The sequence below is a fragment of the Streptomyces sp. NPDC001717 genome (assembly GCF_042892775.1).
Taxonomy (GTDB): domain Bacteria; phylum Actinomycetota; class Actinomycetes; order Streptomycetales; family Streptomycetaceae; genus Streptomyces.
This window is the reverse complement of sequence record NZ_JBIAUK010000025.1, coordinates 39,193-58,921: the sequence shown is the minus strand read 5'-3', so window position 1 is coordinate 58,921 and position 19,729 is coordinate 39,193. Positions and strand designations below refer to the sequence as shown.

At 72.6% G+C, this 19,729-nt stretch carries 22 protein-coding genes; 7 read left to right on the top strand and 15 right to left on the bottom strand.

All coding sequences use genetic code 11. The annotated features are described in order from the left end of the window. Positions 1 to 44 precede the first annotated feature (44 nt). On the top strand, positions 45 to 992 hold the full coding sequence (locus ACFYZL_RS30230; protein WP_384747195.1) for a zinc-dependent alcohol dehydrogenase family protein: 948 nt from the start codon (positions 45 to 47) through the stop codon (positions 990 to 992). A 32-nt stretch (positions 993 to 1,024) separates the two neighbouring features. On the opposite strand, the gene ACFYZL_RS30225 is transcribed toward ACFYZL_RS30230, so the two are convergent. After that, positions 1,025 to 1,801: a hypothetical protein gene (locus ACFYZL_RS30225; protein WP_384747193.1), complete on the bottom strand. Its 777-nt coding sequence runs from the start codon at positions 1,799 to 1,801 to the stop codon at positions 1,025 to 1,027. A gap of 43 nt (positions 1,802 to 1,844) precedes the next feature. Next, complete coding sequence (locus ACFYZL_RS30220) at positions 1,845 to 2,957, bottom strand: ABC transporter substrate-binding protein (protein ID WP_388683321.1); 1,113 nt, start codon at positions 2,955 to 2,957, stop codon at positions 1,845 to 1,847. Positions 2,958 to 3,110: 153 nt separating this feature from the next. On the opposite strand from ACFYZL_RS30220, the gene ACFYZL_RS30215 reads away from it, so the two are divergent. Next, positions 3,111 to 4,193 carry a MerR family transcriptional regulator gene (locus ACFYZL_RS30215; RefSeq protein WP_388683318.1) on the top strand — a complete coding sequence of 361 codons (1,083 nt, stop codon included), beginning with the start codon at positions 3,111 to 3,113 and terminating at the stop codon, positions 4,191 to 4,193. 161 nt (positions 4,194 to 4,354) lie between these two features. After that, entirely contained in the window at positions 4,355 to 4,882 is a 528-nt protein-coding gene (locus tag ACFYZL_RS30210; RefSeq protein ID WP_388683314.1) for a hypothetical protein, read from the top strand. A gap of 1 nt (position 4,883) precedes the next feature. On the opposite strand, the gene ACFYZL_RS30205 is transcribed toward ACFYZL_RS30210, so the two are convergent. Together ACFYZL_RS30205 and ACFYZL_RS30200 are read right to left on the bottom strand one after the other, a co-directional pair. Further along, positions 4,884 to 5,984: a serine hydrolase domain-containing protein gene (locus tag ACFYZL_RS30205; RefSeq protein ID WP_388683312.1), complete on the bottom strand. Its 1,101-nt coding sequence runs from the start codon at positions 5,982 to 5,984 to the stop codon at positions 4,884 to 4,886. Positions 5,985 to 6,097: 113 nt separating this feature from the next. After that, entirely contained in the window at positions 6,098 to 6,679 is a 582-nt protein-coding gene (locus ACFYZL_RS30200) for a TetR/AcrR family transcriptional regulator (protein WP_384747185.1), read from the bottom strand. 89 nt (positions 6,680 to 6,768) lie between these two features. Here ACFYZL_RS30200 and ACFYZL_RS30195 point away from each other — a divergent pair, with 89 nt between their 5' ends. Next, a complete protein-coding gene (locus ACFYZL_RS30195; protein WP_388683310.1) occupies positions 6,769 to 7,164 on the top strand; it encodes a nuclear transport factor 2 family protein in 396 nt (131 codons plus the stop codon). Positions 7,165 to 7,316: 152 nt separating this feature from the next. Here ACFYZL_RS30195 and ACFYZL_RS30190 read toward each other — a convergent pair whose 3' ends face one another. Then, a complete protein-coding gene (locus ACFYZL_RS30190) occupies positions 7,317 to 7,538 on the bottom strand; it encodes a transcriptional regulator (RefSeq protein WP_388683308.1) in 222 nt (73 codons plus the stop codon). A 33-nt stretch (positions 7,539 to 7,571) separates the two neighbouring features. On the opposite strand from ACFYZL_RS30190, the gene ACFYZL_RS30185 reads away from it, so the two are divergent. Next, positions 7,572 to 8,402 carry a class I SAM-dependent methyltransferase gene (locus ACFYZL_RS30185; RefSeq protein ID WP_388683305.1) on the top strand — a complete coding sequence of 277 codons (831 nt, stop codon included), beginning with the start codon at positions 7,572 to 7,574 and terminating at the stop codon, positions 8,400 to 8,402. A gap of 4 nt (positions 8,403 to 8,406) precedes the next feature. On the opposite strand, the gene ACFYZL_RS30180 is transcribed toward ACFYZL_RS30185, so the two are convergent. From ACFYZL_RS30180 to ACFYZL_RS30160, 5 genes are all read right to left on the bottom strand, one after another. Next, complete coding sequence (locus ACFYZL_RS30180; RefSeq protein ID WP_384585900.1) at positions 8,407 to 9,012, bottom strand: response regulator; 606 nt, start codon at positions 9,010 to 9,012, stop codon at positions 8,407 to 8,409. Beyond that, positions 9,009 to 10,217, bottom strand: a complete 1,209-nt coding sequence (locus ACFYZL_RS30175; protein ID WP_384747263.1) for a sensor histidine kinase — start codon at positions 10,215 to 10,217, stop codon at positions 9,009 to 9,011. The genes ACFYZL_RS30180 and ACFYZL_RS30175 overlap by 4 nt, the downstream gene beginning before the upstream one ends. Before the next feature lie 75 nt (positions 10,218 to 10,292). After that, a complete protein-coding gene (locus ACFYZL_RS30170; protein WP_384747261.1) occupies positions 10,293 to 11,009 on the bottom strand; it encodes an ABC transporter permease in 717 nt (238 codons plus the stop codon). Further along, a complete protein-coding gene (locus tag ACFYZL_RS30165) occupies positions 11,009 to 12,010 on the bottom strand; it encodes an ATP-binding cassette domain-containing protein (RefSeq protein ID WP_388683302.1) in 1,002 nt (333 codons plus the stop codon). The genes ACFYZL_RS30170 and ACFYZL_RS30165 overlap by 1 nt, the downstream gene beginning before the upstream one ends. A 107-nt stretch (positions 12,011 to 12,117) precedes the next feature. Continuing rightward, positions 12,118 to 12,534 (bottom strand): GNAT family N-acetyltransferase, encoded by a 417-nt coding sequence (locus ACFYZL_RS30160; protein WP_388683299.1) that lies wholly within the window; start codon positions 12,532 to 12,534, stop codon positions 12,118 to 12,120. Between the two features lie 263 nt (positions 12,535 to 12,797). On the opposite strand from ACFYZL_RS30160, the gene ACFYZL_RS30155 reads away from it, so the two are divergent. Then, complete coding sequence (locus tag ACFYZL_RS30155; RefSeq protein ID WP_388683297.1) at positions 12,798 to 13,868, top strand: class I SAM-dependent methyltransferase; 1,071 nt, start codon at positions 12,798 to 12,800, stop codon at positions 13,866 to 13,868. Positions 13,869 to 13,937: 69 nt separating this feature from the next. Here ACFYZL_RS30155 and ACFYZL_RS30150 read toward each other — a convergent pair whose 3' ends face one another. From ACFYZL_RS30150 to ACFYZL_RS30130, 5 genes are all read right to left on the bottom strand, one after another. Beyond that, complete coding sequence (locus tag ACFYZL_RS30150; RefSeq protein WP_388683295.1) at positions 13,938 to 14,573, bottom strand: DUF4232 domain-containing protein; 636 nt, start codon at positions 14,571 to 14,573, stop codon at positions 13,938 to 13,940. 100 nt (positions 14,574 to 14,673) lie between these two features. Continuing rightward, positions 14,674 to 15,867 (bottom strand): SGNH/GDSL hydrolase family protein, encoded by a 1,194-nt coding sequence (locus tag ACFYZL_RS30145; protein WP_388683292.1) that lies wholly within the window; start codon positions 15,865 to 15,867, stop codon positions 14,674 to 14,676. A gap of 53 nt (positions 15,868 to 15,920) precedes the next feature. Next, complete coding sequence (locus ACFYZL_RS30140) at positions 15,921 to 16,490, bottom strand: TetR/AcrR family transcriptional regulator (protein ID WP_384747258.1); 570 nt, start codon at positions 16,488 to 16,490, stop codon at positions 15,921 to 15,923. 409 nt (positions 16,491 to 16,899) lie between these two features. Continuing rightward, positions 16,900 to 18,291 carry an MFS transporter gene (locus tag ACFYZL_RS30135; protein WP_388683290.1) on the bottom strand — a complete coding sequence of 464 codons (1,392 nt, stop codon included), beginning with the start codon at positions 18,289 to 18,291 and terminating at the stop codon, positions 16,900 to 16,902. Positions 18,292 to 18,532: 241 nt separating this feature from the next. Then, positions 18,533 to 18,736 (bottom strand): DUF6059 family protein, encoded by a 204-nt coding sequence (locus ACFYZL_RS30130; RefSeq protein ID WP_384752592.1) that lies wholly within the window; start codon positions 18,734 to 18,736, stop codon positions 18,533 to 18,535. 290 nt (positions 18,737 to 19,026) lie between these two features. Between ACFYZL_RS30130 and ACFYZL_RS30125 the strand changes: the two genes are divergently transcribed. Further along, a complete protein-coding gene (locus ACFYZL_RS30125; protein WP_384752588.1) occupies positions 19,027 to 19,728 on the top strand; it encodes a BTAD domain-containing putative transcriptional regulator in 702 nt (233 codons plus the stop codon). The last annotated feature ends 1 nt before the right edge of the window (position 19,729 follow it).

Below are 19,729 nucleotides of genomic sequence, written 5' to 3'. Positions count from 1 at the left end.
GGACCGTGCGGTTCCACGCATTGGGCGGGCCCGGGGTGTTACGGGTGGAGGACCTCGAGACCGGTGAGCCGGGAGCGGGTGAGGTGCGCATACGGGTCGACGCGATCGGGCTGAACAGGGCGGAGGCGCTGTTCCGGAGCGGCCGGTACATCGAGCAGGTGAAGCAACTGCCGTCCGGGCTCGGCAACGAGGCGGCCGGTGTGGTCGAGGCGGTCGGGCCGGGGGTGGCCGGGCTCGAACCGGGCCGGGCGGTGAGCGTGGTGCCGAGCTTCTCCCACAACGACTACGGCGTGTACGCCGAGCGGGCGGTCGTCCCGGCGAGCGCCGTCCTTCCCCGTCCGGAGGGCGTGGACGCGGTGACGGGCGCGGCCGTGTGGATGCCGTACCTGACGGCGTACGGGGCGATGGTCGAGGTGGGCGGGATGCGGGCGGGCGACGTCGCGGTGGTGACGGCCGCCTCCAGCAGCGTCGGCCTGGCCGCGATCCAGACCGCCGACCGGGTGGGCGCGACCCCGGTCGCCGTGACCCGTACCCGCGACAAGCGGCAGCGGCTACTGGACGCGGGGGCGGCCGAGGTGATCGTCTCCGACGAGGAGGACGTGACGGGACGCCTGCTGGAGCTGACGGGCGGCCGGGGCGCCGAGTTCGTCTTCGACGCCGTCGCCGGACCGGGCGCGGTGGACCTCGCCCGGGGCGTGGCTCCCGACGGCACGCTGTTCCTGTGGGGCGCGCAGAGCGGGCAGCCCACGCCCTACCCCGGATTCGACCTGGGCATGCCCGCGCTGAACATGCGCACGTACACGATGCTGGAGATCACCCGGAACCCGCAGCGGATGCGCCGCGCGACGGCATTCATCACTTCCGGCCTGCGCAACGGGACCCTGCACCCGGTGGTGGACAGCGTGTTCCCGCTCGAAGAGATCGTGCGGGCGCACGAACACATGGAGTCCAACACCCAGTTCGGCAAGATCGTGGTCACCGTGGACCACTGAGGTACCGCGCCCGCACGACCGCGCGGCCCGTCTCAGGCCGGGTAGCGGATCGAGCCCAGTGGCGGGCAGGGAATGAGCATGGTGCCGACGCCGGGGCGTTCGACGAACGCCCGGGCAGCGGCGGCCTGGTGACGCCGCGTGTCGAGTACGTCGGCGTCCCAGGCGTCGCGCCTCGCACGGGGGTAGTCCCACGTGTCGTCGATGAGGCTGAGGCTGGTGTTCCCGGCACTGCGCTGGAACTCCGCCTTGATCGCGGCCTGTTGGAGCGCCGTCTGCGTCACGGCGAGATCGATGCGGGTGATCAGGACGCCGGGGGTGTTCGGCGCGCGGGTCGGCATGGGGGCGGCGGGGAGCGGCGACACGCCGGTGTCGAGGCGGCCGATGTTGTCGACGGTCGCGTCCTGGGCCTCCCTCGTCATGATCTGCATCTCCTGGTGCAGCCAGAACAGTTCGTCGAGGTCGGCCGGAGTGACGCGCATCCGCTCGTACAGGGCCCGGAAGCGGGGATCGCCGTGCAGCGGACGTATGGCGGCGCTGTGGAGCGCGACGCAATCGTTGAAGCCGGCTGTCACCGCCGTGTCCAGGTGGTGGACGACCTCGTCCGCCTGTCCGCGTACGAGGGCCAGTCCGGCCAGGGTCGCGTGGCCCGAGGCGGCGAGCCACGCGGCGTCCGGCCCGAGCGCCGTGGCACGCGCCACGATGTCGTGGATCCCCGCGGTGGCGGCGCCCACCCCGGCGGGACCTTGGGTCAGCAGCGCCACCAACAGTTCGTGAGTGCGGGTGGCCAGCGAGTTGACGGTGTCGACCATGGATCTCCTTGGGCCTGGGTGTGAGGAGCTTCGCTTCTTCTTGTCAGCCGCTGTGGCGGATGCGGAGGCGGCCGGGTGCCGCCGGATCCCGGTCGACGACCTGGACCGGCGGCCACGCCCACTGCCACACGCCGATCCCCGGCTCGCGGGAGAACCGGATGCGCCCGCGCGTGCCTTCGACCTCCACGCCCGACCAGGATTCGGCGATGCGCGCCCGGTCCGTGCCGTGGGTGCGCAGTACGTCGGCGAGGACGGTGACCGTGTCGTAGCCCTCGAAGGCCACGAAGGAGGGTGCTTCGTCCAGGATCTCGATCAGGGCCTTCTCGACACCGGCGCCGAGCGGGGTGGGGTTCTCGGGCAGGTAGCGCAGGAACGGGACCGCGGCGCCGTCTTCGGCCGTCAGGGCCGCCCATTCGGCGAACTCCGGCTGTCCGGCCGGAGCGCCGATCGTGGTCCCGGCGAGGCGCCGGTCGCGGCGGACGGACCGGAGGATCGACACGGCCGGCTCCGGGAAGCCGGTCAGGAGCAGGAGGGCGGTCGCGCGGGTGCCGACGAGTTCGTCGCACAGGGCGGCGGGGGTGAGGGTGCGCGCGTCGAGCTCGAACACGGCGCCGCCGTGCGGGGCGAGGTGGTCCCGGAGGATGCGGGCACCCGACGCCCAGTACGCGCTCGGTTCGGCGGCCACCGCGATACGGCCGTGGCCCGCGCCGAGGAGGAAGTCGGCGTAGATCCGCCAGCCGTGCGACTGGGCGGGGGCGAGGCGCGCGACCCATGGCGTCGGCCGGTCGGTGAGGGCGTCGAGCACCGCCGAGGAGCAGAGGAACGGCAGCCCGACTGCGTCCGCCCTGGCGGCCGCGGCGCGGGCGACGACGCTGTGGTACTCCCCCGCGAGGGCGGCCACGCCCAGGCCCGCCAGTTCGTCCACGGCGTCCGCGGCCCGCTGCGGATCGGCCGCGGTGTCCCGGACCAGCAGTTCGAGCGGTCTGCCGCCGATCCCGCCGGCGTCGTTGACGTCGCGGGCGGCCAGTTCGAGCCCGGCGAGCAGGTGCCGACCGGCCTCGACCCAGCCGGGTCTGGTCAGCGGGACGAGAGCGCCGATCCGTACGGACGATCCGTCAGTTTCCCTTGTTCCAGTCCTAGATGGTGGCGTGCGCATGCGCTGGGCGTCTCCCGTTCGACGATCTCTGCCGCAGCTTAACCGCAAGTGCGAGCGAATCATCGGGTTCGCGGTAGCGTGCGCCAGGGTCTGCCGACCGGGATTGACCCTCGACCTGGTGGAGGGACCAGAGTTCCGGGTGTGGAGAGCGAGATGCGCAGTATCGGTGAAATGGCCCGGGGCAGCGGGCTGGGCGTCAGTGCCCTGCGGTTCTACGACCGTGCGGGTGTACTGGTCCCGGCCTGGGTCGATCCGGTCAGCGGCTACCGCTGGTACGGGACCGGGCAGCTCGAAGAGGCACGGCTGCTGACGCGGCTGCGCCGGGCCGGCATGCCGCTGGCGGACATCCGGCTGGTCCTCGCCGGATGGTCCGGTGCGGACACCGACCTGGTCCTGAAGCTGCTGGAAGCCCATCTGCGCCGTCTCGAACTGGGGCTGTCCGACGCCCGCACCGAGTTCTCCACGATCCGAGCCCTTCTCGAACACAGGGAGAACCCGATGACTTCGTTCCGTGCCACCACCGTCCGGCCCTCCGTGCCCGCCGCGGAGCTGGCCGCCGCTCTGGACGCGGTCCGCTTCGCCGCCAGTACCGATCCGGAGCTGCCCGTGCTCGGCGGCGTCCTGTTCGACATCGAGGGTGCCGCGTTGCGCGTCGTGGCCACCGACCGGTACCGGATGGCGGTGGCGCATGTCGCCACCACCGGTGACGCCGGGCCGCGCGTCCAGGCCATCGTGCCGTCGCCGCTCGCCGACGCGATGCGGGCGCTGCTGGGCGACGACGCGGCCGTCGAACTCACCGTCGACGGTGACCGCGTGACCCTGGAGACCGGGGGCCGTCAGGTGGCGGGCCGGTCTCTTGAGCACGAGTTCCCCGACTACCGCCGCCTCGTCCGTCTGCCGGCCGGGCGCCGGGTCCTCGTCGACGTCCCGGCCTTCCGGGAAGCGGTGGAAACCGGTCCCGTCCGTGCGGGCGAGGTGCGCGAACAGGACGGCGCGACCTGTGATCTCACCGTGCTCAAGGTGACGGCCGACGGGGCTGTGGCCGTCTGCGAGGACGGTGACGAGGACCAGGACCGCGTCGCCGTGAACCGCGAGTTCCTGCTGCACGCCCTCGCCGCCGGTGGCCGGGACGCATTGGTCCTGGAGCTCGGCGCACCCACGGCGCCCCTGGCGATCCGCCGGACCGACACCGAGGAGACGTTCTCGCTGCTGATGCCCGTCCGCCTGGAGAGCTGACCTGACGGCGCCGGGCTCGGTCTTCCGCACGGCCCGCACCGCCCACGCCGTACGCGGCGAACGCACCGTGCGCGCCGTGCGCGGTCCCGGTGATCACTCGTCGGGGTCATCTCCGCGTGCCGTCGGCGCGGGACCCGGCCCGGTTGCGCCACAGTGATCGAATGCGCCGCCGGACCCCTCCCCTCGTCCTCATCGCCCTGCTGGCCGCCTCGGGCTGCGTCACCGTCTCGGGCTCGGGAGTCGGCGACGACAAACCGCCGGTGGCCCGCACCTCCGCCGGCGCACCCCCCGACGCCTGGCCGCTGACCCGGCTGCCCGCGAGCTCTGCTCCCGCTCCGGTCACGGCGGTGGCCGGGCCGGAGGAGACCGCGCCGGACGCCGGCGGGCAGCGGCCCGAACTTCGCCGGGAGCCCGAGTCCGGCCGCCCGGTCGCCGGACGGCGGTCCGAGCATCGGCCACCCCGGACCTGGTCGGTGCCGAAGTCGCAACCGCGGCCGAAGGTCAAGCCCAAGGGCGAGCCGCAGGCCGAGCCGAAGCGGCGCGCTCCGGCCGCGAAGCCCGCGGCGCCACGGCGCGGCGGACCCGTGCCCGCACCCGGCCGCATCGACATGGCGGAGCTCTGCCGGTCCTCGCAGGGGGTCACGAGCCCCACCATCACCGGGCTCTGCCACGGCTCGTACGGCCGCTGATTCAGAAGGCGGCGTCCACGATGGCCAGGTACCGCTTGGCGATCTCCTTGTCGTCGGTGGTGAGCGGCACGAGCGAGTAGACGACGCTCCGGCGCAGGTCCCGAGTGGCGAAGACACCGTTGGTGTGGCCGCCGTAGCTCCCGCTCTTGCCGTACACCTCGGTGCCGTCCGGGAGCTTCGCGTACTGCACGCCGCCGCGGGTGAAGCCGCGTTCGGCGTGCGGCGGGAGCTCGAAGAGCAGGGCCTGCTGGGCCGGCGGCAGGAGCCGGCCGCGCAGCAGCTGCCCGAGGAAGTGTTCCAGGTCGGGCGCGTCGGAGACCATGCCGCCCTCGGCCCAGGGCCACGGGTCGGTGGGCGGAAGCTGCGGTGCCAACGCCGGCGCGCGCAGTGCCGTCTCTCCCCACCCGGGGACGTAGGTGTGCCGCAGGCCCAGCGGGCGGACGATGCGGCGGCCGACCTCCTGGGCGTACGACCGGTGGGTGACCTTCTCGATCACCATGCCCAGGAGGAAGTAGTTCACGCCGTTGTAGACCTGCGGGATGTCGGCTCCGGTGACGGGTTCGCCGGCCGCGGGGCATTCGGTCACCGTCTTCACCAGGCCGGCCGGCGTGTACACGGCGTGCGGGTCCCAGCAGGCGGCCCGCGGCAGGCCGCTGGTGTGGCTGATCAGCTGTGCGACGGTGACGGGTTGCCAGTGGGCCGGAAGGGTGTCGGGCAGGAGCTGTTGGACCGGGGTGTCGAGGGAGAGCCTGCCCTCGGCCACGAGCTGGAGCACGACGGTGGAGGTGAACAGCTTGGTGATGCTGCCGATCGGGAAGGAAGCCGCCGGGTCCGTGGAGACCGCGCCCATCGTTCCCGTCCACCGTCCGTCGCGTCCCCCGACGCGGGCCATGGCTCCCGCGAAGAGTCCGTCGGCGGGGGTGCCGAGCGAGCGCTGGAGTGCGGCCGGATCGATCCGCTCCCGGACGCCGGGGGTGGCGGCCGGCGCCGGTTGTCGCAGGGTCGCGGCGCCGGCGGGGAGGGCTGCCGTGACCGTCACGAGGGCGGCGGTCGCGGCGGCCAGGGCGATCCGACGAGGGCTTGTGGTGAACGACTTCGTCATGATCGCCAGTCTTCCGGCCGTGCAGGCGGCGGCCCATCGGGAATGCCCCTGGCACCACCCCGAGTCGGCCCCTGGGTGGTGACCGCCTCGATGCCGGTTCGGGTCGGGGGCGGCTACGTGAGGCCCGAGTCGATGATGTGCTCGGCGAGTTCGCGGGAGGCGGCCGCGGGCCGGATCCCCGGGCGGGTCGCGCCGGCGGCGAGGAGGCCGTCGACGAGGATGAGCAGCTGGTCGGCGGCGAACTCGGGGCGCGCGTGGCCGAGGGCGGCGAATTCGTCCCGGAACAGGCCGTGGACGGTGTTCCGGTAGGCCCGGGTGACCTCGTGGCCGGGGTGGGCCGGGTCGGAGAGCGCGAGGTCGGCCGCGAGGTAGCGGCAGCCGTGGAAGTCGGGGGCCGAGGCGATCGTGCCGAGCCGGTCGACGACGGCGAGGAGCCGGGCGCGGGGGTCCTGCCCCGCGCCCGCCATCGTCGCGCGGTATTCCGCCTCGTCCTCGGCGGTGCTGCGGCGCAGCACCTCGGCGATGAGGCCGTCCTTGCCGCCGAAGTGCTCGTACAGCGAGCGGCGGGCGACGCCGGCCGCTTTGAGGAGTGCGTCCACGCCGACGCCGACGCCCTGGGTGTACGTGAGCTCCTGGGCCGCGAGCAGCAGCCGTTCCCGGGGGCCCGGCTTGGCGGCGGCGGTGGTGGTGGTCATGGGGTGATTCTGCCGGCTCTTGACACGGTAGATCAACCGGTCTATCTATATGAGTAGACCGAACGGTCTATCCCTTTCGAGGAGGCGTCATGTCCGTACGCAGCACCGCCGAGGTCATCGACCGTTTCAACCGTGTGTTCATCGAGCACGAGGCCGATCTCCTGCACGATCTGATCGCCGAGGACTGCGTGATGGAGAGCGTCCAGCCCGCGCCGACCGGCGAGCGGGTCGTCGGGCTCGAAGCCTGTACGGCCTGGTGGGGAGCGCTCGCCGAGGACCGCAGCTCGCAGTTCACCCCGCAGGAGGTGCTCGTGGCGGGCGATCGCGCCACGATCCTGTGGACCTACCGCTTCGGCGACGGCGCCGACCAGTGGGTGTCCGGGGTCAACGTCATGCGCGTCACGGACGGCCGCATCGTCGAGGCGCTCGGCTTCAGCAAGACCGCGGGAGAGGTTCCGCTGGCCTCCGAGACGGACGGCGAGTAGGCCCGGAGCCGGGAGCCGGGCCGGAGCCCTTCGGGGCGTCCGGCACCCCGCACGGGTACGGCGAAGACGTCGACGCGGTCTTCGCCAGGGCCCTCGCCCCCGGCGCGACCGAACCGAGGCCGGTCAGGGACGGGTTCCACGGCGGCCGAACGCTACGACCAGTCGGTCGCGATGGCCCGCAGGGCCTCCAGGTGGCGCCGGTGGACCGCGCGCCCCTCCGCGCTCAGGGAGAGCCAGGTCCTCGGGCGCCGGCCCACGCGACCCTTGTGCACCTCGACGCAGCCCGCCTCCTCCAGCACCGCGACCTGCTTGGAGAGGACCGAGTCCGACACCTCGACCGGATCGCGGAGGAAGCCGAACTCGGCCCACGACATGTGGCATCAGTCCGCTCTTGTCACAATGACGGCATGGCCGGTGCAGGGCCCCGGAACGAGGGCCGTTACGGTGAGCGGGTCTTCCGTCCCGAGGAACGCGGCGAGGACGAACGCATCGATCTCGGTGCCCTCGTCTACGACGACACGACCATGGCCCGGCTGCGGCAACTCGGCGCGGGGCCCGGCTGGAGCTGCCTGGAGGTGGGCGCGGGCACGGGCACGGTGGCGCGCCGGCTGCTCGGCGAGGCGGGAGTGGACCGGGTGCTCGCGGTGGACCGCGACGTGCGGTTCCTCGCCGCTCACCCCGTGCCCGGCCTGAGCACCCTCCAGGCGGACATCACCTCCGAGGACTTCTCCCCCGGGTCGTTCCGACTGGTCCACGCCCGGTTCGTGCTCATGCACCTGCCGTCCGCGCAGCAGCTCGTCTCCCGGCTCGCCGGGCTGCTCGTCCCGGGCGGGGTCCTGGTGATCAGCGACGCGGTCGACCTGACCACGGACTCGGCTCCCGTGACCCCGTACACCCGCGCCATGCGGGCCATGTGGCAGGGGCTGCGCGACACCATCGGGACGGACGTCTCGCAGGTGCCGCGCCGTCCCGAGCTGCTGCGGGCGGCCGGGCTGGAGGCGGTGGCGGCCGAGATCCACGTGCCGCCGCTCCTGCCGGGGAGCCCGATCAGCCGGTTCTGGGCCGACACCTGGGGGCGGGCGCGGGCCGCCATGGTGGCGACGGGCCTGATCGACGACGCCGGGCTCGACGAGGCCGTGCGCTACCTGGACTCCCCCGAGTGCACCGGCCTGTCCCCCGGCACGCTCACGGCCTGGGGACGGAAGGGCGCGGCCGCGCCGGGGCCGGACGGGGAGTGACCCGTCAGAGCCAGCCTTGGCGGCGCGCCGCGCGGACGGCCTCCATACGGTTGCGGGTGCCGGTCTTGCCGATGGCCGAGGAGAGGTAGTTGCGCACCGTCGACTCCGACAGGTACACCTTCGCCGCGATGTCGGCGACGGTCGCCCCGTCGACGGCGGCGTTCAGTACGTCGACCTCGCGCGGGGTCAGCGGGCTGGGTCCGGCGCTCAGCGCGGCGGCCGCGAGCGAGGGGTCGATCACGGTCTCCCCGGCGAGTATCCGGCGCACCGCGGCGGCCAGTTCCTCGACCGGCCCGTCCTTGACCAGGAACCCCGCGGCTCCGGCTTCCATCGCCCGGCGCAGGTAGCCGGGGCGGCCGAAGGTGGTCAGGATCAGCACCCGGCACTCCGGACACGCGGTGCGCAGCTCGGCGGCGGCGTCGAGACCGCTGCGCCCGGGGAGTTCGATGTCGAGCAGGGCCACGTCCGGCCGGGCCTCCAGCGCCGCGGGCACGATCGCGTCCCCGGCGGCGACCTGCGCCACGACCTCGATGTCCTCCTCCAGCCCGAGCAGCAGGGCCAGTGCGCTGCGCATCATGCCCTGGTCCTCGGCCAGCAGGATCCTGATCATCGGCCCCCCTCGTTGGCTTCCTCGGCCGTCTCGACCGGGAGTTCGGCGGTGACCCGGAAGCCCCGGCCCGGCGCCGGGCCGCTGCTCAGGGTGCCGCCCGCCGCGGCGAGTCGTTCGGCGAGTCCGGTCAGTCCGCTGCCCGGAGGGGTCGAGCCTACGCCGTCGCCGTCGTCCGTGATCACCAGGGCGGCCCGTTCCGCGCCGCCGTGCACGTCGATCTCGCAGGTGGCCGCGCCGCTGTGGCGGATGGCATTGGTGACGGCCTCGCGGACCACCCAGCCCAGCAGCGCCGCCGCCTGCGGGGGTAGCGGGGGGCCCGACTGTCGTACGACGGGCTCGATGCCGGCGGCGGTCAGCGCCCCGCGGGCCCGGTCGAGTTCGGCCGCGAGGCTCGACTCGCGGTAACCGGTGACGGCCTCGCGGATCTCGGTGAGCGCCTGGCGGCCCACCGACTCGATGTCGCGGACCTGTTCGAGGGCGGCCTCCATGTCGCGGGGGGCGATCCGGCGGGCCGCCTCGGACTTGACGACGATCACCGACAGGGTGTGGCCGAGCAGGTCGTGCAGGTCCCGGGAGAAACGCAGCCGCTCCTGGTCCACGGCGGCCCTGGCCAGTTCCTGCCGGGTCTCGCGCAGTTCCCGCACCGTCTCGGCGAGGCCCAGGATGGCCCCGGTGACCATGCCGGAGAGGAGGGTCCCGTAGACGATCCCGATGGCGTCCCATCCCTCGTGCAGCGCCGAGACCGCCGCGGCCATCGCCGTTGTCCCGACCATCGCCAGGCCGAGCGGGCGGCCGCGGAGCACCGCCCCGGTGGCCAGGCCCAGCAGCGGGAAGAACAGCAGCCAGTTGTCCCCGTACGCGAGGGCGAGCGCGCAGGTCACGAGCCCCAGCCCGACCAGGCACCAGCGGGTGCCGGCCGCCTCCCGGGCCCGTTCGTGGAAGGCCCGGAACACCAGGGTGATGTAGAGGGAGTTGAAGGTCAGCAGGCCCAGTGCGCCGACCCAGGGGTTCGGGGTCTCGCCGTGGATGACGTTGGAGACGGCGCCCATGCCGAGCAGCAGCCAGGGCAGGAGGGTGAAGGCCCGCGGCCCGCGCGTCGGGCCCGCGTCGCGGTCACCGTCGCAGCCCCGGTCGGGGCCGCGGTCCTCCGCGGCCGGCTCCGCGCCCGCCCTGCGCTTGTGCTCCGCGGCCCGCCATTCGGCCATGCGGGCCTGCCCATCGGGCCTCCGCTCCCACATGATCCCCCGCTTGCCGCCCATTCCGGTTCCCCGTTCCATGACCTAGACCGTCCTCGCGGACCGACGGTACGAGAGGACCGCGTACGAGCCGAACAGCAGGGCCCACACCGCCGTGACGGCAACGGCGGCGAGGCCGGGTGCGGCTCCGGCGGCCAGGGACTGGCCGATCTCGGCGAAGCGGCGTGTCGGGGTGAGCTGTGACAGGGAGCGCATCCAGTCCGGGAAGAGTTCGACGGGGAACCACAGGCCGCCGGCCACGGAGAGCGCGAGGCTGCAGCCGACGTTGACCAGGCCGGTGGTCTGTGCCGTGAGCCGGTAGCCGTTGCCGATGCCGAGCAGGGTGAAGGGGAGCGCGCCGAGCCAGAGCGCGAGGGTGACGGCGGCCCACTGCCAGGCCTCCAGCCGGACCCCGTTGACGAGCGCGCCCGCGGCGAGCACCGCGGCGATGGCGGGCAGTACGATCACCGACCCGGTCAGCGCCCGCCCGGCCACGACCTGGCGGGGGGACATCGGGGTGACCCGCAACTGGCGCAGCCAGCCCACGCCCTTGTCCTCGGCGACGCCGGTCCCGGTCGACAGGGCCGCGCCCAGGGCCCCGTACGCGGCCATGGCCACCATGGAGGCGGTCTTCCACTCGGACTCGGTGCTGCCCAGGTTGGTGAAGAGCAGGTACATCAGCACGGGCATGCCGATGCCGAAGACGACGAAGCCGGTGTCGCGCAGGGTGCGGCGGACCTCCAGCCGCACATAGGCGGTGATCATCGGGCCTTCTCCTCGGAAGCGGAAGCGGAAGCGGACACGGACACGCGGGCGGAGGGGGTCTCGGCGGTTTCACCGGTGAGGGCGAGGAAGGCGTCCTCCAGGGAAGGCGCGGTGACCTCGATGCCCCGCAGGGCGCCGAGTCCGGCGAGGGCGGTGACGGTGGCGTCCGGGTCCTGCGTACGGAGCCGGGCGCGGTCGCCGCGTACCTCCACGCCCGACACCCCCGGCAGACCTGTGAGGAAGGCGGAGGAACCGCCGGCCAGGTCGAAGGAGACCAGCGAGCCGCAGCCGGCGGTGCGCCGCAGCTGCTCGCCCGTGCCGTCGGCGACGATCCGGCCCCGGTGGAGGACGACGATCCGGTCGGCGTGGGCGTCCGCCTCCTCCAGGTAGTGGGTGGAGAACAGGACGGTGTTGCCGCGCCGGGCGTAGCCCCGCATGGATTCCCAGAAGGTGCGGCGGGCCTCCACGTCGAGCGCGGCGGTCGGCTCGTCGAGCACGATCAGCTCCGGGTTCCCCGCGAGGGCGACGGCGAAGCGGACGCGCTGGGCCTGACCCCCGGAGAGTTTGTCGACCCGCCGGCCGGCGAGGGTGGTGAGCCCGGCGAGTTCCAGCGCCTCGGCGACGGGCATCGGCGCCGGGTGGGCGCGGGCCACGAAGGCCACGAGCTCCCGTACGGTGATCCGCGGGACGGCGCGCCCCTCCTGGAGCATCGCGCCCACCCGCCCGGCCCGAACCGCCTGCTCGGGGGTCCCGCCGAAGAGGCTGACGACACCCCTGTCGGGTTCGTCCAGGCCGAGCAGGAGGCCGATGGTGGTGGACTTCCCCGCGCCGTTGCGGCCCAGCAGGGCGACCGTCTCGCCGCGCCGTACGTCGAGGTCGACACCGGCGACGGCGTGGACGGGGCCGAAGGATTTGGCGGCGCCCCGGAAGCGGATCGCCGGCTGCGCTCCCGTCGGTGAACCGGCCTCGGTTCGCGGTGTCGTGGTCGTCTGCGTCATGTCCACCACGCTACGGAGCGCGACGGCCCTTCCGGCAGATGCGCATGTACGGACGCCGGCAGTACAAATGTCACGGCCCACGACGCGTGGCGCGAGGGCTCGGGCGGTCAGGCCGAAGCGGCCGGGCCGGGCATCGTCCACGCGGAGTTGTGGGCGGTGAACCCGACGTGCGGGTAGTAGTCCACGGCCGCGGGGGCCGCCAGCAGGATCAGCTTGGCTTCCGGAGCGGCCTCGCGGGTGGCTCGGATCAGGTCGCGGCCCACTCCCCTGCCCTGGTACGCCGCATCGACCGCGAGGTCACTGAGGTAGGTGGAGTACACGCCGTCGGTGATCGCGCGGGAGATGCCGATGAGGCGGCCGTCCTCGTCCCGGGCGACGATGACGAGGTTCGCGCCGGCGAGCATCCGCGCGAAGCGCTGCGTGTCCTCCACGGGACGACGCTCGGCGAGGGTGGACGCCCGGTAGAGCGCGGCCGCCTCCGCCACGTCGAGTTCGCCACCGACGACCTGTTCACACTTCCACATGCTGCTGCAGCTCCTTGCCGGGTGTTCGAGGTTCTCCCACCCCAAACGGTAATAGATCAGATCAGGATTTGGCTATTACGAAAACAAGGCTCTGGACGAAAGACCCGCAGACGGGGGCCATGAGGCCCCCGCGGCCGCGGCTCCGCCCCGTACGCGGATCGGGTGAGGAAGGCCGACCCGGGTGGCGCGAGGGAGCGGGCCGGTGCTTCGCTTGCCGGGCCGGTCACACCCCGTGATCGCACTCGACGGCCGGGAGGAACACCGTGGCGGGGCAGGGCGCATGGGACGAGGCGAAGGCCGGGGCCTTCATGGAGAAGGCACTCGGGGACCTCAGCGGGACGATGGCCGTCGGTCTGTGTCATCTGGGCGACCGGCTGGGCCTGTTCAAGGACCTCGCGGCCAACGGCCCCGCCGGCAGCCGGGAGCTCGCGGACCGGCTCGCCCTCGACGAGCGCTACGTACGGGAATGGCTGCGGGGACTCACCGCCTCGGGATACCTGGAGGAACCGGAGCCCGGCCGCTTCCTGCTGCCCGCCGAGCACGTACCCGCCCTGGCCGACGAATCGGGGCCCATGTTCCTCGGCGGCGTCTACCAGTTCATGCCCGCCGCGCTGGCCCCGTACGAGCGCCTGGCCGAGGCGTTCCGCAGCGGCGGCGGCGTGGCGCAGGACGCCTACCCGGACGGCCTGTGGGACGGCATGGGCCGGTTCACCAGTGGATGGTTCGAGAGCGTGATGGTCGACGACTGGCTGAGCACCTTCCCCCATGTCGTCGAGCGGCTGGAGCGGGGCATCGACGTCGCGGACGTGGGGTGCGGCGCGGGCCGCGCGCTGATCGTGCTCGCCCGGGCGTTTCCCCGCTCGCGCTTCACGGGGTTCGACAACTTCCCTGGCCAGGTGGAGCGCGCCCGGGCGAACGCGCGGGCGGCCGGGGTCGCCGACCGGGTGACCTTCGAGACGGTGGACGCCGCCCAGGGCCTTCCCGGCCGCTACGGCCTGGTCACCACCTTCGACGTCATCCACGACTCGGCGGAACCTAAGCGGCTCCTCGCCGCCATCAGGGCCGCGGTCGAGGACGACGGCGACTACCTGATGCTGGAGATCAACTGCGCGGACCGCGCCGAGGACAACGTGGGTCCGGTCGCCGCGATGTACTACGGATTCAGCGTGTTCTACTGCATGACCACTTCTCTCGCGAACGGCGGCGCCGCCCTCGGGACCTGCGGCATGCCGGAGGCGGTCGTACGCGATCTGTGCACCGAGGCGGGATTCACCAGCGTGGCCCGGTCCACGCAGGAGGATCCGTTCAACCTGCTCTACGACATCAGGCCGTAGGCCTCGGACCGTATGCCGGAGCCCGTGGCCCGTGGCCCGTGACCCGTGACCCGTGACCCGTGACCCGGACTAGAGGGAGAGCGCGTCTTCCGCGTTGTTCATCCAGGCGGTCACGGAGTTCTTGTCGGGCGAGACGTACAGACCGGGGGTGGACGCCTTGAGGGGCGTCTGCTTGAGGTCGGATTCGGTGCTCATGGTCATGGAGATCTCGTTGACGGTCTTGCCCTTGCCGTCGTTGGCGCCGCCCATGAGCCCCGCGTAGGCGGTCTCTCCCGGGGCGAGCCGGATCGCGTCCTCGATCGCGGGGGGCTTGCCCCGCTCGGTGGCGTGGCCGTCCAGGTCTCCGAAGGTCACGATCGGGTGGCCGAGCACCCTGCAGGCCTTGGTGCCCTTGTTGGTGACCTTCAGCAGGTAGCTGCTGCTCGTCGGGTCCGCCAGGCTCGCGGTGAACTTCACGTCGAACGTGCTGCACGGGAAGACGTCGTGGTCGGGGTCGGAGGACGCCGTCGGCTTCGGCTTCGGATTCGGCTTGGTCGGCGTCGCGGCCTTCGTCGGACTCGCCGACGGCGTCGCGGCCTTGGTCGGGCTCGCGGGCGGCGTGGTGGCCCCGCCCGCCGCGTCGTCCCCGGTGGGCCCACAGGCGGTCAGCGCCGCCAGGGCGGACGCGGAGGCGAGGAGGACTGCGGTTCTGCGGACGGTGCTCATGAGTTCCCCCGGGTGAGAGGCGCGAGTGCGCTGGGCTGGGCACAAGCGTCCCGCCGGAGTTTCACAGCTTGGTGACGGCGCGTTCTCGACTCCACCACGATCAGCGGTGCGCGGAGAACGGCCCGTTCTGCGCGAAGGCCAGCTTCGCGAAGCGTTCGGCGATGAGGGCGTGCGTCGCGGTGTCCGGGTGGAGGTCGTCGGGCAGCGGCAGTTCGGCCGCGTCCGTGGCTCCGTACAGCTCCCGTCCGTCGAGGTGGTACAGGTTCGGGTCGTCGGCGGACCGCTCTCGCACGATGCGGGCCAGCTCGGTCCGGATGACGCCGAGGGTCAGCTTCCCGCCGGCGACCTCCGCCGGGTCTCCGGTGGCCCGGAACCTCAACTGCCCGTCGGCGAGGGTGGACGGGTCGACGGCGGTGGGGCCCGGGGTGTCCTCGTGGATCGGGCACAGGATCGGGGAGACGACGAGCAGCGGCGTGGTGGGGTGGCCCTCGCGGATCGTGTCGAGGAAGCCGTGCACGGCGGGGCCGAGGGCCCGCAGACGCATCAGGTCGAGGTTGACCAGGTTGATGCCCACCTTGACGCTGATCAGGTCGGCCGGGGTGTCGCGCATCGCGCGGGCGGTGAACGGGTCCAGCAGCGCGCTGCCGCCGAAGCCCAGGTTGATCAGCTCGGCGCCCGCGAGCGCTCCGGCGCGCGCGGGCCAGATCGCGCTGGGGCTCGTGGCGTTGGAACCCTGGCTGATCGAGCTGCCGTGGTGCAGCCAGACCGGCCGACCGCGGTCGGGCAGCGGTTCCACGGGGGCGTCCGTACGCAGGGCGACCACCTCGGTGGTCTCGTCGTGCGGCAGCCAGATCTCCACGTCCTTGGCCCGGCCGGGCAGTCCGGTGAAACGGACCGCGGACGGTGCGCCGGGGCGGAACTCCGTGCTCCAGTCGCTCATGTCGATGGCGAGGGTGTTGCCGCCGGCGCAGGTGCCCTGCGCGGCGAGTCGTCCGTCCACGAGCAGGTCGTACACGCCGTCCGGCCGGGGCGGGGCACCGGTGTAGACGCGCTTGGTGGGCAGGGTTTCCAGCTCGACGGCGGTGGCTGTCGTACGGAAGGCCAGCCGCACTCCGGAGGGCTGGGCCTCGGCCATGGCCAGCTGCCCGTCGGCGGATTGGGCGCGGGCCCGGGCCGGCAGCCGGTGCGGCAGGAGTCCGTGCGCGGTGCGCTCCAGCTCGATGGCGCCGCGCAGCAGACCGGCGGTGATCGGCGTGGTGATCGGGGTGGGAGTCCGGGGCGGTTCGGTGGTCATCGTCTGCTCCTGCCGGGCGGCCCGGCCGTCGAGAGGGGGTGGGAGGTGGATGGTCAGGGGGTGGGCCAGTTGCGCAGGAGGGAGTCGAGGGCGTCGACGGCCCGCTCCCAGCTCTCCTGACTGTCCGGTGCGCTGTGGCTGAAGCCGCCGGCGTTCTCCAGGCTGACGTAACCGTGGAAGAGGCTTCCGAGCAGCCGGACGGCGTGCGTCTCCTCCGGTTCCGCCAGGTCGTAGCCGCGCAGGATGGCCCGGGTCATGCGCGCGTGCCGTACGCCCGCACTGGCCAGGGCGGTCTCGGTGTCGAGCGGGAACTGGGTCGCGGCGTAGCGGCCGGGGTGCCGGCGCGCGTAGTCGCGGAAGACGCCCGCGTACGCGGCGAGCGCGTCCTTCCCCGACCGCCCGGCGACGGCGTCGGCGGCCTGGTCGGCCATTTCCTCCAGTGCGAGCAGGGCGATCCGCGTCTTCAGATCGTGGGAGTTCCTCAGGTGGGAGTACAGACTCGCCACCTTCACGTCGAAGCGCCGGGCGAGTTCCGACAGGGTCACCCGCTCGAAACCGATCTCGTCCGCCAGCTCGGCCCCGGCGCGCACCAGCCGCTCCGCGGTCAATCCCGCCCGTCCCACCATCAGGCCTCCTCCGCCAACCTAAGAGGAGTATGCATGTGCCTAAAAGCTTTAGGCAAATCAGCTCATGCTCAAGGCGGGCTCGCCGGGAGCCGACGAGCCCTGGTCGATACGGCGGGCCATCCGGAGTTCGAGCGCCCTCTCCGGTCGCGGCCGGTCCCGGTCTCCGAGGAGCACGCCGACGAACCCGGGGTCGGCCAGTGCGGCTCGGCGACGGCCGGCCCAGTTCGTCCGCCGGCCGCGCGGCGCAGGCGCTCGGCGTGTCGGACGGGCGGTCGTACGGGCGGTCGTACGGGCCGGTGTCGTGTTCGGTCGGACGGGCACCGGCCCCGCATCCGCCGGCCAAAGGGGCGGATGCGGGGCCGGACGGGGGCCGGACGCGGGGCGGCCGCCGGGACGGTGGGGCCACTCATCCGGCGGCGGAGGCCGACCGGTGGTCGATCCGGCGCGCGCCGGGGATCGCGGCGCCGGCCTGGGTGTGGTTCCGGGCCAGGTCGCGCCCTCGGGTCTCCTTCGCGACGAGGACCGTCAGCGTGGTGATGACGACCGCGGCCGCCAGGTAGAGGGAGACGGGCAGGGACGCGCCGTAGTCCTTGAGGAGTTCGACCGCGACGATCGGGGCGAGGGCGCCGCCGATGATCGAGGCGAGCTGGGAGCCCATGGAGGCGCCGGAGTAGCGGACGGTGGTGTCGAACATCTCCGAGATGAAGGCCGCCTGGGGGCCGTACATGGCGCCGTGGAAGAGGAGTCCGATGGTGACGGCGGCGGCTGTCGCGGGGAACGACTTCGTGTCCAGCATCGCGAAGAAGGCGAAGGCCCATCCGGTCATGCCGACCGAGCCGATCAGGGTGACCGGGCGGCGGCCGATGCGGTCGGAGAGCGCGCCCCAGGCCGGGATGGTGACGAAGTGGACGGCGGATCCGATGAGGACGGCGTTCAGACCGTTGCTCTTCGACAGTCCGAGATGGGTGGTGACGTAGACGAGCAGGAACGCGGTGAGGATGTAGTACGAGATGTTCTCGCCGAGGCGGGTCCCGATCGCGGTGAGGACTCCTCGCCAGTTGGTACGGAACACCTCGGCGACGGGGAGCTTCTCCTTGGCACCGGCGGCGGCCTGTTCGGCCGCCCTGGCCTGCGCTTCGAGGAAGACGGGCGACTCGGCGACCGACACCCGGATCCACAGTCCGACGACGACGAGGACGCCGGAGAGCAGGAAGGGGACGCGCCAGCCCCAGGCCAGGAAGGCCTCGTCGGACTGGACGGCGGCGAGCAGCGCGAGGACACCGGTGGCGAGCAGGTTCCCGCCGGGGGCGCCGGCCTGCGGCCAAGAGGCCCAGAAACCACGGCTCTTGTCGTCCCCGTGCTCGGAGACGAGCAGGACCGCACCGCCCCATTCACCGCCGAGGGCGAAGCCCTGGATGAGGCGCAGCAGGGTGAGCAGGATCGGCGCGCCGACGCCGATGCTCGCGTGGGTGGGCAGCAGGCCCATGGCGAAGGTGGCGCCGCCCATCATGAGGAGGCTGAGGATGAGGAGCTTCTTGCGGCCGATCTTGTCGCCGTAGTGTCCGAAGACCACGCCGCCGAGGGGGCGGGCCGCGAAGCCGATGGCGTAGGTGAGGAAGGCGAGGAGGGTGCCGACCAGCGGTTCGCTGCTGGGGAAGAACAGCTTGTTGAAGACGAGGGCGGCGGCGGAGCCGTAGAGGAAGAAGTCGTACCACTCGATGGTGGTCCCGACGAGACTCGCCGCGACGACTCTCTTGATGTTGCCGGGGCTCGCTGACGGTGTGGCGGGGGCGGCCATGAGTACCACTTCCGGACTGGGGGCGGGGACGATTCCGTGTCGCCACACCATAGGAACGCCCAGGTCAACGGCACATGGTGCCCGTCGCCACACTTCCCGCCCCGAGGATGTGGACCACACCCATGCCGCCACCCGACCACCCCCGCCGGGGCCCCTCCTTCTCGCCGTCCTGCGCGATCTGACGGTCGACGTGAACCAGCCCTACAACGCCGACGCCGGCCCGCGCCTCACCCCCCGCGCCTCACGGCCAGCCCGGCAGGTCCTTGCTCAGCAGGAGTTCGAGCTCGGTCAGCGGGCCGGTGGGGTCCAGGCGTTCGGGGTGGCCGGGGGGTGGTTCCGACAGGTGGGGGGAGGCGGGGGGCGGCACGGGCGGGATCCAGATCAGTCCCGCGGCGATGATCCACTCCCCCAGGGCTTTCAGACAGCGAAGCACGTACGAGAACATCCGCAGAGCTTGCCGAACCCCGCCAAAGCCGCTCCAAAACCGCAGGTCATCGCGGCGACCGCGAGCAGGCGGGCCGAAGGCGGACGACCCGCCGGGACCGATCGATTCCGGCCAATCGCGGTACGTACGTATTTTCCCCGATGCGTGGACAGGGCCACTCCTCGGAGAGTGAGGCCGGCGGGACACGAAAGCGTGTTCCCACTCTTCACGGGGGTCCGATGCGCTACGAACTGCTTGGTCCGCTACTCGTCTCGAACGGAGAGGCCAACCATTCCCTCAGCGCTCCCAAGATGGAGATGACACTGGCCACCCTGCTCATCGCGGCCGGACGCGTCACCACCAAGGAGCAACTGGTCTCCGAGCTCTGGAGTACGGCTCCGCCGCGGCGGGCATCGGCCGCCGTCCACGTCTACCTGTCCCAGCTGCGCAAGTTCCTCGTCGCCGCCGGGGACCACGCGGGCACCGCCATCGTGACCAAGCCCTCCGGCTACGTGCTCCGCCTGGAGGGAGCCGGCTACGACGTCGACGACTTCCAGGAGCTGATGCGCCAGGGCCGCTCCCGGCAGCACGCGGGCCAGTACGAGGGGGCGCTCGAAGCCTTCGAGCGCGCGCTGCTCCTGGTCCGCGGGCCCGTCCTGGACGGGATCGCCGAGGGTCCCGTGCTCTCGGCGTTCGCCACCTGGGTGGAGGAGGAACGGCTGGACTGCCTGGAGCTGTCCGTCGAGGCGCGGACCGCCCTGGGCCGGCACCGCGAGGTGATCAGCCTCCTGAACGGCCTGATCGCCCAATACCCACTGCGCGAGTCCTTCTACCGCCAGCTGATGCTCGTGCTGTACCGCTCCGAGCGGCAGGCCGAGGCCCTGCGCGTGTACCGCTCGGCCCAGCGGGTGCTGCGGGCCGAACTGGGCCTGGAGCCCTGCAGGTCGCTGCGCCGCCTGCACCAGGCGATCCTCACCTCCGACCGGCTCCTCGACCTCCCGCTGGCGGGCTGAC

What these genes read in the sequence shown, in the direction of transcription:
- ACFYZL_RS30190 (WP_388683308.1), bottom strand. Translation starts at nt 7,538, where the DNA reads ATGTCGTGGGCCGAGTTCGGCTTCCTCCGCGATCCGGTCGAGGTGTCG.
- ACFYZL_RS30225 (WP_384747193.1), bottom strand. Translation starts at nt 1,801, where the DNA reads ATGGTCGACACCGTCAACTCGCTGGCCACCCGCACTCACGAACTGTTG.
- ACFYZL_RS30215 (WP_388683318.1), top strand. Translation starts at nt 3,111, where the DNA reads ATGCGCAGTATCGGTGAAATGGCCCGGGGCAGCGGGCTGGGCGTCAGT.
- ACFYZL_RS30200 (WP_384747185.1), bottom strand. Translation starts at nt 6,679, where the DNA reads ATGACCACCACCACCGCCGCCGCCAAGCCGGGCCCCCGGGAACGGCTG.
- ACFYZL_RS30210 (WP_388683314.1), top strand. Translation starts at nt 4,355, where the DNA reads ATGCGCCGCCGGACCCCTCCCCTCGTCCTCATCGCCCTGCTGGCCGCC.
- ACFYZL_RS30220 (WP_388683321.1), bottom strand. Translation starts at nt 2,957, where the DNA reads ATGCGCACGCCACCATCTAGGACTGGAACAAGGGAAACTGACGGATCG.
- ACFYZL_RS30145 (WP_388683292.1), bottom strand. Translation starts at nt 15,867, where the DNA reads ATGACCACCGAACCGCCCCGGACTCCCACCCCGATCACCACGCCGATC.
- ACFYZL_RS30135 (WP_388683290.1), bottom strand. Translation starts at nt 18,291, where the DNA reads ATGGCCGCCCCCGCCACACCGTCAGCGAGCCCCGGCAACATCAAGAGA.
- ACFYZL_RS30205 (WP_388683312.1), bottom strand. Translation starts at nt 5,984, where the DNA reads ATGACGAAGTCGTTCACCACAAGCCCTCGTCGGATCGCCCTGGCCGCC.
- ACFYZL_RS30195 (WP_388683310.1), top strand. Translation starts at nt 6,769, where the DNA reads ATGTCCGTACGCAGCACCGCCGAGGTCATCGACCGTTTCAACCGTGTG.
- ACFYZL_RS30150 (WP_388683295.1), bottom strand. Translation starts at nt 14,573, where the DNA reads ATGAGCACCGTCCGCAGAACCGCAGTCCTCCTCGCCTCCGCGTCCGCC.
- ACFYZL_RS30130 (WP_384752592.1), bottom strand. Translation starts at nt 18,736, where the DNA reads ATGTTCTCGTACGTGCTTCGCTGTCTGAAAGCCCTGGGGGAGTGGATC.
- ACFYZL_RS30180 (WP_384585900.1), bottom strand. Translation starts at nt 9,012, where the DNA reads ATGATCAGGATCCTGCTGGCCGAGGACCAGGGCATGATGCGCAGCGCA.
- ACFYZL_RS30185 (WP_388683305.1), top strand. Translation starts at nt 7,572, where the DNA reads ATGGCCGGTGCAGGGCCCCGGAACGAGGGCCGTTACGGTGAGCGGGTC.
- ACFYZL_RS30165 (WP_388683302.1), bottom strand. Translation starts at nt 12,010, where the DNA reads ATGACGCAGACGACCACGACACCGCGAACCGAGGCCGGTTCACCGACG.
- ACFYZL_RS30160 (WP_388683299.1), bottom strand. Translation starts at nt 12,534, where the DNA reads ATGTGGAAGTGTGAACAGGTCGTCGGTGGCGAACTCGACGTGGCGGAG.
- ACFYZL_RS30175 (WP_384747263.1), bottom strand. Translation starts at nt 10,217, where the DNA reads ATGGCCGAATGGCGGGCCGCGGAGCACAAGCGCAGGGCGGGCGCGGAG.
- ACFYZL_RS30125 (WP_384752588.1), top strand. Translation starts at nt 19,027, where the DNA reads ATGGAGATGACACTGGCCACCCTGCTCATCGCGGCCGGACGCGTCACC.